The organism is Pseudomonas macauensis, from assembly GCF_047902425.1.
Taxonomy (GTDB): domain Bacteria; phylum Pseudomonadota; class Gammaproteobacteria; order Pseudomonadales; family Pseudomonadaceae; genus Pseudomonas.
In genome coordinates this window covers 6,004,393-6,017,565 of sequence record NZ_CP138377.1, presented here as the reverse complement: position 1 = coordinate 6,017,565, position 13,173 = coordinate 6,004,393, and the positions used below count along the sequence as shown (strand labels likewise).

The window sequence follows — 13,173 nt, the reverse complement described above, 5'->3', positions numbered from 1 at the left end:
GAGATTCCCACATGGACGTACGCCATCCGCTGTATCAAGCCATCGCCAGTGTTCTGGCCGGCATCCTGATCCTCAACCCGATCGTCGCGGCGGCGGCCGAGCTGGCGGTGGATGCGGCGGCGGGCGGCAACACGCACCTCGGCGTGGCGGGCAATGGCGTGCCCATCGTCAACATCGCCACGCCTAACGGCGCGGGCCTCTCCCACAACAAGTTCACCGACTACAACGTCGGCCAGAACGGCCTGATCCTCAACAACGCCACCGGCAAGACCCAGGGTACCCAACTGGGCGGCATCATCATCGGCAACCCCAATCTCCAGGGGCAGGCTGCGCAGAAGATCCTCAACGAAGTCACCGGGACCAATCGCTCGCAGCTGCAGGGTTACACCGAAGTGGCGGGACAGGGCGCCCACGTCATAGTTGCCAACCCCAACGGCATCACCTGCAACGGCTGTGGCTTCATCAATACCCCGCGCGCCACCCTCACCACCGGCAAACCGATCCTCAACGGGGAGCGCCTGCAAGGCTATGACGTCGACGGCGGCGACATCGCCATCGAGGGGGCCGGGCTCAATGCCGGCAACATCGACCGCTTCGAGCTGATCACCCGCAGCGCCAAGCTCAACGCCGACCTGTACGCCAACCAGCTCACCGTGGCGACCGGCCGTAACCAGGTAGATGCCGAGACTCTGGCCGCCACCGCCAAGCCCGACAACGGCAGCGCCAAGCCGCAACTGGCCATCGACAGCTCGGCCCTGGGCGGCATGTACGCGGGCGCCATCCGCCTGGTGGGCACCGAGCAGGGCGTGGGCGTTAAGCTGGCCGGCAACATGGCGGCCAGTGCCGGCGATATCCAGATCGACGCCAACGGCCAGCTGAGCCTGGCGCAGACCAGCGCGGCCGGTAGCCTGCGGGCCAAGGCGCAGGATGTCGCCGTTAGCGGCCCGGCCTATGCGGCGGGCAACGTCGAACTGGCGGCCAACGGGCAATTGAGCAACAGCGGCCAACTCGCAGCGGGTTCGCGCGTGCAGTTGCAGGGCGTCCAGGTCAGCAACAGCGGCATCGTCGAGGCCGGTATCAATCCGGACAACAGCCGCAATGCCCAGGGCGACGTGGCGATCAACGCGCAGAGCGTGCGCAACAGCGGCAGCGTGGTTGCCAGCCGCAGCCTCGATATCAATGCCAGCGGCACCCTCGACAACCAGGGAGGTAGCCTGCGCGGCGCCAACACCACGCTCAACGCCACCACCCTGAACAACCAGGGCCGCGTGCTGGCCGGTAACGCCCTGAGCCTTTCCACCCAACAACTGAGCAACGTCAATGGCCAGGTCGGCGCGCAGTTCATCCAGGTGCGCGGTGGCCCGCTGGACAACCGCTTCGGCCTGTTCAGCGCCGAACAGGCCCTGAGCCTGCAACTGGGCAGCCTCAATAACCAGGGCGGCACGCTCAGTAGCCGTGGCGCCCTGGTGGCGGACGTCAGCGGCACGCTGGACAACAGCCAGAACGGCACCCTCGTTAGTACCGGCGATCAACGCCTGAACGCCGGGCAGATGAGCAACCGGGCGGGGGGCCGGGTCTCCAGCCAGGGCGCGCTGAGCCTGAATGCAGGCCAGCTCGACAATCGCGCCGGCAGCGTCGTCAGTGCAACCCACCTGAACCTCACCGGCGGCAGCCTGGACAACCGCGACCAGGGGCTGGTCAGCGCGGGCCAGGGTGCGCAGCTCACGCTCGACGGCCTGAACAACGCCGGGGCGATCCAGAGCGACGGCGCCCTGCAGCTGCAAGCGCGCACCGTCGCCAACGCGGCGGGCGGGCAGATCGCCGCCAAGGGCAATCTCAACGCCCAGGTCGGCAGCCTGACCCAGAACGGCGGCGAGTTGCTCAGCGAAGCGTACCTGCAGGTATCGGCCCAGCAGATCGACAACCACCTGGGTGGCTGGATCGGTGCCATGCAGGGTATCGACCTGCAAGCCGACACGCTGCTCAACCAGGGCGGCGACATCTCCAGTCGCGGCGCTCTGAACCTGCGTGCCGCCAGCGTCGACAACAGCGCCGGCCGTATCGCCAGCGACGGCCAACTGCAGTGGCAGGGTGACAGCCTGGTCAACCGCGCGGGCAGCCTGGTGGGGCAGGGCGGCGTGAACGTCACCGGCCGCAGCCTGGACAACAGCCAGGGCGGCAAGTTGAGCAGCCAGCGTGACCTCAACCTGAACCTGGCGGAGCGACTGGACAACCAGGCCGGCGGCCAACTGCTCAGCGACGGCGCCTTGAACCTCAACGCCGCCCAACTCGACAACCGGACCGGCACGCTTTCCAGCGCCGGTGCCATGAACCTGACCAGCACCACCCTGAACAACCAGGGCGGCAAGCTGGTCACCGACAGCACCCTGAACGTCGTCGCGCCGAGCCTCGACAACCGCCAGGGCGGCGTCATCAGCGCCAAGGACGCCCTGAACCTGCGCGGTACGACGCTGCTCAACAGCCAGGCCGGGCGCATCCTCGGCGGCGCCGACCTGCTGCTCGCCCAGTCCCTTGTGGATAACAGCGACCACGGCCACATCGAAGCCGTCGGTCGTGTGAGCGGGCAGGTCCGGACGCTGGACCAGCACAACGCCGGGCAACTGGTCAGCAACGGAGGCATCGACCTCGACTTCGCTGGCGGAAGCCTCGACAACAGCGGCGGCGGCCTGCTCGCCACCCCCGGCCAACTGCTGCTGCGTAACCTCGCGCAACTGAACAACAGCAATGGTGGTGAAGTATCCAGCCAACAGGGCTTCGTCCTGCAACTGACGACCCTGAACAACCAGGGCGGCAAGCTGCTCAGCGACGGTTCCCTGAGCCTGACCGCGGATACCCTCGACAACCGCCAGGGGGGAGTGATCAGTGCCAAGGGCGCCCTCGACCTGCGCGGCGCGACCCTGCTCAACAGCCAGTCCGGGCGCATCCTCGGCGGTGCCGACCTGCTGCTCGCCCAATCCCGCGTGGACAACAGCGACCACGGCCGCATCGAAGCAGTCGGTCGCGTGAGCGGGCAGGTCCAGACGCTGGACCAGCACAACGCCGGGCAACTGGTCAGCAACGGCGGTATCGACCTCGACTTTGCCGGTGGCAGCCTGGACAACAGCGGCGGCGGCCTGCTCGCCACCCCCGGCCAACTGCTGCTGCGTAACCTCGCGCAACTGAACAACAGCAACGGTGGCGAGGTATCCAGCCAACAGGGCTTCGCCCTGCAACTGACGACCCTGAACAACCAGGGCGGCAAACTGCTCAGTGACCGCGCCCTGAGCCTGACCACGCAAAGTCTCGACAACCGCCAGGGCGGCGTGATCAGCGCCAAGGGTGCGCTCACCCTGCGTGGCGAGACGCTGCTCAACAGCCAATCCGGGCGCATCCTCGGTGGCGCCGACCTGCTGCTCGCCCAGTCCCGCGTGGACAACAGCGACCACGGCCGCATTGAAGCGGCGGGGCGCGTAAGCGGCCAGGTCCAGACCCTGGACCAGCACGGCGCCGGCCAACTGGTCAGCAACGGCGGCATAGACCTCGATTTCGCCGGCGGTAGCCTCGACAACAGCGTCGACGGCCTGCTCGCCACCTCGGGCGCATTGCAACTGCGTAACCTGGCGCAACTGAACAACAGCGCCGGCGGCGAGGTATCCAGCCAAGGCAGCTTCGCCTTGCAGACGACCGCCCTGAACAACCAGGGCGGCAAGCTGCTGACCGATGACGCGCTGACCGTCGACGCACAAAGTATCGACAACCGCCGGAGCGGCGTGATCAGCGCCAAAGGCGCCCTCACCCTGCGTGGCGCGACGCTGCTCAACAGCCAAGCCGGACGCATCCTCGGCGGCGCCGACCTGCTGCTCGCCCAGTCCCTTGTGGATAACAGCGATCGTGGCCGCATCGAAGCCGTCGGTCGCGTGGCCGGGCAGGTCCGGACCCTGGACCAGCATGGCGCCGGGCAACTGGTCAGCAACGGCGGCATCGACCTCGACTTTGCCAACGGCAGCCTCGACAACAGCGCTGGCGGCCTGCTCGCCACCTCCGGTGCGATGCTCCTGCGCAACCTCACGCAACTGAACAACAGCGCCGGCGGCGAGGTGTCCAGCCAAGGCAATCTCACCCTGCAACTGGCTGCCCTGAACAACCAGGGCGGCAAGTTGCTCAGCGAAGGCGTCCTCAACCTGACCGTGCAGAGCCTCGACAACCGCCAGGACGGCTGGATCGGTGCGATGCGCGGCATCGAATTGCAGGCCAGCGAACTGCTTAACCAGGGCGGCGAGATCAGCAGTCGCGCCACCGTGAACCTTACCGTCGGCCAACTCGACAACAGCACCGGCCTGATCGCCAGCGATGGCCGGCTGACACTGCGTGGCGACAGCCTGGTCAACCGCGCGGGCAGCCTGGTGGGGCAGGGTGGTTTGAACCTCGACGGCCGTACCCTGGACAACAGCCAGGGCGGCAAGCTGAGCAGCCTGGGGGATTTAACCCTGAACCTGGCGGAGCGGCTGGACAACCAGGCCGGCGGCCAGTTGATCAGCGAAGGCGCCTTGAATCTCAGTGCCGCCCAGGTCGACAACCGCGCCGGTGTGCTCTCCAGCGGTGGCACCCTGAACGTGACCGGCACCACCCTGAACAACCAGGGCGGCAAGCTGCTGACCGACGCCGCGCTGAGCGTGGATGCGCAAACCCTCGACAACCGCCAGAGCGGCGTGATCAGCACCAAGGGCGCCCTCACCCTGCGCGGCGCGAGCCTGCTCAATAGCCAATCTGGGCGTATCCTCGGCGGTGCCGACCTGCTGCTCACCCACACCCTTGTGGATAACAGCGATCGCGGCCGCATCGAAGCAGTCGGTCGCGTGGCCGGGCAGGTCCGGACGCTCGACCAGCACGGCGCCGGGCAACTGGTCAGCAACGGTGGCATCGACCTCGACTTCGCCGGCGGCAGCCTCGACAACAGCGCTGGCGGCCTGCTCGCCACCCCCGGCCAACTGCTGCTGCGCAACCTCGCGCAACTCAACAACAGCAACGGCGGCGAGATATCCAGCCAGCGCAGCTACGTCCTCGCCGTGGCCGGTCTGAACAACCAGGGCGGCCGCATCCTCTCCAGCGACAGCCTCGCCCTGCAGGTCCAGGGCACGGCGGACAACAGCCAGGCCGGCGTGCTCTTCGGGCGCAACCAATTGCAACTGGACGCCGTCGACCTGAACAACAGCCAGGGTGGCACCGTTGCCAGCCAGGGCGCGATCCAAGCCCGTCTCCAGGGCAATCTCGACAACCATGCCGACGGCGCCCTCGCAGCCGGCCGCAACCTCAGCGTCACCAGCGCCAGCCTGAACAACCAGGGCGGCAGCCTCTCCGGGGGCGAGGACCTGACCCTCGTTACCGGCACCACCGATAACCAGCAGGGCCGCATCACTGCCCAGGCCACGCTCGACGCGCGTACTGCCGACCTCGATAACCGGGGCGGCATCCTCAGCGGCAAGCAACGCCAGCGCCTGCAAGCCCAGGCCATCGACAACCGCGCCGGACTCATTACCACCCAGGGCCTGCTGGAACTGAGCGGTAGCCGTGTGGACAACAGCCAGGGCGGCGAGATTTCCGCCGGCGGTGCACTGCAACTGCGCGTACAGCAACTGATCCAGCAGCAGGGCCGGTTGATTACCGACGGCGACCTGACGCTCGACCTGGCCGGCGGCGATTTCGACAACCGCAACGCCGTGCTCAGCGTCGGCGGCCTGCTGCGTCTCGACCACCTGCGCCACCTCGACAACCGCGGCGGCGAAATCTCCAGCCAGAACAGCTTCCAGCTGAGCGCCGCCAGCCTCGACAACGGCGATGCCGGCCGCATCATCAGCGCCGGCACCCTGCAACTGACCACCGGCACCCTGCGCAACGCCAACCAGGGCCTGCTCTCCGGCTGGCAGGGGCTGGTCATCAACGCCGCCGACCTGGACAACAGCACCGGCGGCACCCTCTCCAGCAAACAGGGCACCCTCGACGTCGCCTTGAGCGGCAGCCTCGACAACCACGGCGAAGGCGCCCTGGTCAGCCTGGGCGACCAACGCATCAACGCGGCCCGCCTGGATAACCGGGGCGGCATCCTCTCCGGCCAGCGCAACCTCGACCTCACCGTCGCCGGCACCCTGGACAACAGCGCAGGCGGCCTGATCAACGCCCAGCAGCACCTTGGGCTGAACCCCGCGCAGACCGACATCCTCAACCAGGGCGGACAGATCAGCGCTGGCAGTCTCGACCTCAACGCCCGCGGCCTCGACAACAGCGGCGGCCTGCTGCTCAGCCAGGGCGCCCTGCACGGCACCCTGAGCGGTGCCCTGATCAACGCCAACAACGCCCGCCTGGCCAGCGGCGGCGAACTGCTGCTGCAGGCTGCCAGCCTCGACAACCGGGGTGGCCAACTGGCCAGCCAGCAACGCCTGGAACTCAACGCCGGTGCCCTGGACAACAGCCAGCGCGGCACCCTCGCCAGCCAGCAGGACCTGACCCTGAACCTGGGCCAAGGCACCCTCGACAACCACGCCGACGGCCTCCTGCACAGCGCCAGCGGCGCCATCAGCGTCACCGCCGGCAACCTGAACAACCAGAGCGGCACGCTCAACAGCCGTGGCGATGCACGGCTGCAACTCACCGGCCTGCTCGACAACAGCCAGCAAGGCCGCATCCAGAGCGGCGCCGGCCAGCTCCTGCTGCAAAGCGCCAGCCTCAACAACAGCACAGGCGGCATCCTCTACAGCGCCAGCTCGTTGCTGCGCCTGCTCACCGGCTCGTTCAACAACCACTTCGGCACCACCCAGGCCCAGCAACTCGACATCACCGCCAATGGCGGCCTCGACAACCGTGGCGGCCATCTCTCCGCTGTCAGCGGTGACAGCCGCATTAGCACCACCATGCTCGACAACCAGGGCGGCGGCCTCTATGCCGGCAACCTGCTGAGCCTTGCCGGCGGCACCTTGCTCAACCAGGGCGGCCAAATCGGTGCCACTACCCTCGACTTCAGCCTGGGCAACAGCCTGATTAACCAGAATGGTCTGATCGAAAGCACCGGCAGTCTCAGTCTCAGCGCTGGCGCCATTGACAACCAGGGTGGCCGCCTGCGTGCCCTGGGTCAGGGTGGCACCACCCGCCTGAGCGCCGGCTACCTCGACAACCGTGGCGGCCGTCTGGAGACCGCCAACACTGACCTGGCGCTGAGCCTCGGCGGCCTCGCCAACGACAATGGCGCCTTCCTCCACGTCGGCAGCGGCCAGTTCGGCGTCAACGCTGGGCAAATCGTCCAGGCCGGCGGTACCTTTGTCACGACCGGCCACCTCGACATCACCGCCGACAGCTGGAGCAACAGCAGCGTCCTGCAGGCCGGCTGGCTCAACCTCAACGTCGGCCAGTTCACCCAGACCGCCAGCGGCCGGCTGCTCGCCAGCCAGGGCCTGACCGGGCGCGGCGGCAACTGGAACAACGAAGGTCTGCTGGCCAGCGACGGCACCCTCGACATCCAGTTGTCCGGCACCTACAGCGGTGCCGGCCGCGTCACCAGCTTGGGCACGCTCAACCTTTCCGCCAACCGCATCGACCTCGGCGCCAACGGCAGCGTTGCCGGCGGGCAGGGCGTCACTCTCGGCGCCAGCCAACTCGACAACCGCGGCCGCATCACCGCCGCCGGAGGCCTCACTGCCAACGTCGGCAGCCTGAACAACTTCGGCACCCTCGGCAGCGCCGGGCGCCTGCTCCTCAACGTTGGTGACCTGCTCAACGATGGGCAAACCCAAGGCGCGCTGATCTTCAGTGGCGACAACATGGCCCTGCGCGTCGGCGGCACCCTGACCAACCGCTACGCCGACATCTACAGCCTAGGTAACCTGGACATCAGCGGAGCCACCCCGGATGCCCTGGCCGGAGCCCTGAAAAATATCTCGGCGACCCTGGAAAGCCTGGGCGATATGAGCCTGCGGGTTCGCGCGGTGGAGAACCGCGCGGACGTGCTCCAGACGACCGCTGGCGAGCTGATTTCCGCCGCCATCGGCGTGCGTTGTTACAACTGTGCCTCAGCCCCGCAATTCGGGGATGGCCCGCTGCCCAGCAGCCATCTGGTCTGGGTCGAGAATTATCGGGGCGAACTGGGCGAAAGCTCTCCCTCCGCCGCCATCAGCGCGGGCGGCAATCTGAATGTCGAAGGCCAGAGCCTGCTCAATCAGGCATCGACGATCGCCGCCAGCGGCAACATCGCCATGATGCTGGATAACTTCGCTAACAGCGGCGTCGCCATCGGCGACTACTCTGTGCGGCGCTCCTTCGAGATTCCATACAATACTTCGAAGGTGTACGGCGGTCCGGACGCAGTGAACTTCTGGGATCAGGTCATGGCGTACAACGCCGCGAATGATCCGGATTACGACTCCGGTCGACGCTTCCCGACCGGCGAAATGGCAATGCCGAACCTCCACTTCTGGAACCGCGATTGGGATGAGTCGCTGGAGTCGGTCATGATCCGGGCTGGTGGCCGGGAAGTTGATCGTTTTGCCCAGTTCGCTTCCATTCGTGTTGATTTCCCTGGCGCCTCGCCCTTCGCCGATTTCCCGCTGCCGCACTACCAGCCGGGCGCCCTGGTCGATGCGCCAGCGGTGGTCAAGAACGCCCCCGTCTTCGACGAACTGATCGTCCAGAGCCCCGGCAGCTCATTCGTCAACGCCGTCGTCCAGGCCGGCGGCAACGTCACCATCAACGCTACCAAGGACCTCACCAACAGCGTCATCCGCGAAGGCGTCCCGCAGTCCTCCGGCGCCTCGCGCGTGGGTGATACGGGGGTTACCGGCAACACCGCCACCGTCGTCGCCCTCAACGCCCAACTGCCTCCGGATCTCGCCCAGCAGCAGGTCAACCCCATCACGCTCCCAGGCTTCACCCTGCCCAGCGGCAGCAACGGCCTGTTCCGCCTGAGTGGCCAGGAAGGCACCCAGAGCAGCGCTCAGGCCGTCGCGGGAGGTGGCAGCTACAGCTTCGCCGGCCAGAGCATCAGCCTGTCCCAGCGCGAGCGCGCGCTCGACGGCGCCGCCGGCATGACCGGCGATATCCAGCGCAGCAGCGACGCCCTCGGCATGGCGGGCGATATCCGGCGCGGTGCCACGGGCATGACGGGCCACGTTCAGCGCAGCAACGGCGCAGCAGGCTCGACAGGCGACGTCCAGCGCAACAACGGTGCTACCGGCATGACCGGCGACGTCCAGCGGATCACGGGTGCCACCGGCACGGCCGATACCGTTCAATTGAGCGGTGGCGCCACCGCCCAGAGCGCAGCCGGCAGCGCCTCCCTGAACGTTGCCCAGGTGCAGGGCGTACCGAGCGCGGCGCGTCCGGACAACAGCCACAAATACCTCATCGAAACCAACCCCGAGCTCACCAGCCTCAAGAGCTTCCTCGGCTCCGATTACCTGCTGGGCCTGCTTGGCTACGATCCGGACAAATCCCAGAAGCGCCTCGGCGACGGCCTCTACGAACAACGCCTGATCCGCGACGCCGTGGTCGCCCGCACCGGCCAGCGCTACATCGACGGCATGGCCAGCGACGAAGCGCTGTTCAAGTACCTGATGGACAACGCCATCGCCTACAAGGACAGCCTGCACCTGAGCCTGGGCGTCGGCCTGACGGCCGAACAGGTCGCCGCCCTGACCCACGACCTCGTCTGGCTCGAAGAAGCCATGGTCAACGGCGAAAAGGTCCTGGTGCCGGTGGTCTACCTGGCCCAGGCCAACAACCGCCTGGCGCCCAACGGCGCGCTGATCATGGGCAATGACGTTTCCCTGATCGCCGGCGGCAACCTGGTCAACCAGGGCACCCTGCGCGCCAGCGGCGACCTCGCCGCCAGCGCCGCCAACCTCGACAACACGGGCCTGATCGAAGCCAGCGGGCGCCTCGACCTGCTCGCCCTGAACAACCTCAGCAACAGCCAGGGCGGCATCCTCAAAGGCCGCGACGTCAGCCTCAGCGCTCTCACCGGCGATGTCATCAACCAGCGCAGCGTCACCGTGCACGAAGGCGGCATCGGCAATCGCACCTGGACCGAAAGCTTCGCCGACAGCACCGCGCGCATCGAAGCCGCCGGCAAGCTGGACATCAGCGCCGGTCGCGACATCAACAACCTGGGCGGCGCCCTCAGCAGCGGCAGCGACCTGTCGATGCAGGCCGGGCGCGACATCAACCTGCACAGCGTCGAACTGGAAAACGGCACCACGCGCGGCCGCAACTACAACCAGACCACCACCCAGCTGGGCAGTGACATCAGCGTCGGCCGCGACTTCACCCTCGAAGCCGGTCGCGACATCAGCGTCGTCAGCAGCCGCATCGACGTCGGCCGCGACGCCGGCATCAGCGCCGGCCGCGACGTCATCCTGGCCTCCGCCGCCGACGAGCAGCACAGCTACGACAAGAGCAAGAAAGTCACCCGCCAGGAAGACCACGTCACCCAGCGCGGCACCGAACTGAGCGCAGGTCGCGACGTACTGATCAGCGCCGGCCAGGACCTCACCCTGGTCAGCAGCAAGATCGGCGCCGGCAACGAGGCCTACCTGGTGGCCGGCGACAAGATCGAAGTCCTAGCCGCCAACGACAGCGACTACAGCCTCTACGACAAGAAGAGCAAAGGCAGCTTCGGCCAGAAGAAGACCCGCCACGACGAAGTCACCGACGTCAAAGCGGTCAGCAGCGAAATCAGTGCTGGCTCCGACATCACCCTGCTCAGCGGCGGCGACCAGAAATACCAGGCCGCCAAGCTCGACGCCGGCAACGACATCGCCATCGTCAGCGGTGGCGAAGTGAGCTTCGAAGCGGTCAAGGACCTGCACCAGGAAGCCCACAGCAAGGAAGACAGCGACCTCTCCTGGAGCAGCTCCAGCGGCAAGGGCCGCACCGATGAAACCGTGCGCCAGAGCGAACTGATCGCCCAGGGCAACCTCGCCATCAAGGCCGTGGACGGGCTGAAGATCGACTACAAGCAGATCGATCAGAAGTCGGTGGGTGAAGCCATCGATGCGATGGTCAAGGCCGATCCGAACCTCGCGTGGCTGAAGGAGGCTGAGCAGAGGGGGGATGTGGATTGGCGGGCGGTGAAGGAGCTGCATGACAGCTACTCCTACAGCCATTCCGGCATGGGGCAGGGCACCATGTTGGCGGTCGCCATTGTCGTCACTGTGCTGACATACGGCGCTGCCAGTGCTGCGCTCGGTGCGGGAGCAGCGACCGGTTCCGCCATGAGCGCGGGCACCGCCGCCACAGCCACGGCCGGCGCCACTTCGGCCGGCTGGGCCAACGTCGCCCTGTCCACAGGTATTGCCTCCATGGCGTCGACTGGCGCCACCAGCACCATCAACAACAAGGGCAATATCGGCCAGGGTCTGAGTGACACCTTCAGCGGTGACAGCCTCAAGCAGGCCATGATCGCCAGTGCCGTAGCGGGCTTCATGGCGGCTTATGGCCCTGAGTGGTTTGGCGGCAAGACCGATCCATCCACCAACACCACGACCTCGACAACGGGCCAAGGGGCAGCGGGCGCCATCCCGGATATCACCAATCCCGAGAACTGGTCGCGCTTCGTGGGTATGCAACTCACCCAGGGTGCTCTGACTGGCGCAGCCAATGAAGCGCTGGGCCAAGGCTCGTTCGGCGATGCCATGCAGGGTGCGCTGTACAGCATCATGCAGGCTGGCGTGTTCGATTATGTTGGTGGCATGGACTTTGGAGGGGGCAGCGCCAAGAACATAGCGGCGCACGCCTTGGCTGGCGGGTTGTTGGCCGAAGCCATGGGCGGCGACTTCAAGACGGGAGCAATTGCCGCCGGTGCCAGCGAAGCCATGGTCAACCAGTTGCAGAGTGGCCTCCTGGCTGGCAACGATGACCAGGCCAAGCGCTTGCAACAGGCTGCCGCACAGATCGTCGGCATCATTGCTGCCGGCAGCGTCAATGGCGACGTGCAGATGGGTGGCGACATTGCCAAGAGTGGCATGGCCTATAACCGGCAGTTGCATCCAACCGACAAGGAGCGCGCCAAGGAGTTGGCCGCACGGAGCGGTGGCAAATACACCGTTGAGCAGATCGAGGAGCAACTGCGACTTTCTGGAGTCGCTGGCACCGATATCGGTCCTGGAACCGACATCGTCGCCAACAAGGACGGCATCTACGATACAGCGGGTAACTGGGTGAAGCTGGACAACGGCCAGTATCTGCAGCAGTTCGGCAAGCTCGACCTTGATATTGTCGCTTATATCCAGTCGAACACGGACCAGTACACCTGGGCTGCCTTCCCTGCCGCACCGACTCCAGACTGGAGCAAATCACCTGCCGCGGGCAGCGAGCAGCGCGATCGCTTGACCGGGAATGTACTGGACGCCCAGGGCGGCTATCGCACGGCTCTCGTACTGGAAGGCCAAACCTTCCAACCTCGCTTCCTGCCTTGCGGTAGCGCCGAGTGCACAGCCAGCGGCGCTAATATCGACTGGAGCGATCCGGAGACAATGCGCTGGGAAACGGCCATGAACGAGAAGGCCGTTCGGGACGGGATTACCCTCGCATCACTGGTTGTCGCGCCAGAAACGATTGTCGCTAAGCTGTATGGTGCGGTGTTGTCGCGTGCAGCAGCAAGAGAGGTCGCGGCGGGTGCTGGGACGATTGTAAAGGATACTGCAAAGGGAGGATTGGGGAGAGTTGAGCCACCTATCCCAAAAGTTGATGTCACAAATGAATTTATTGTGAGCGCATCCAACAACGGGGGCATTACTCTCAGATATGGAAACCCTGACGGCGTAGCAGGACTGGTCGTGAACGTGGATAAATCAGGAGTGCTGGGTTTTGATATCCGTGCAGCACAGAATCACCCTTTGTACGATGCATCGGGCACTGATATGTTCGCCAGCGCAATGCAACGCCTAGGCAATGAAGGTATCCAGGTCAATAAGATTCGTGGGGCATGGGTAGCAGGTACCGACAGCGTTAACACTGCTCAATATCTGCAAAATATTGCCAATGGAATGTCAAAAGAAAGTGCGGCCTTGAATACTTGGACTGGTCAGATATCTCAAAAGTACGGATACACGAAGGTCGAGAAAATTGAAACTATTGGCGAGATTACCTATGTCACCTTCGGGAAGTAGACATTTGTTAGCGCAAATATTG

General features: G+C 65.7%; 1 protein-coding gene. It reads left to right on the top strand.

The features are described 5' to 3' along the window. Positions 1-11: 11 nt before the first annotated feature. Positions 12-13,151, top strand: a complete 13,140-nt coding sequence (locus tag SD196_RS27395) for a filamentous hemagglutinin N-terminal domain-containing protein (RefSeq protein WP_416310908.1) — start codon at positions 12-14, stop codon at positions 13,149-13,151. The last annotated feature ends 22 nt before the right edge of the window (positions 13,152-13,173 follow it).

Bases quoted from the DNA above. Each gene is read 5' to 3' on its own strand.
- SD196_RS27395 (WP_416310908.1), top strand. From the start codon at position 12: ATGGACGTACGCCATCCGCTGTATCAAGCCATCGCCAGTGTTCTGGCC.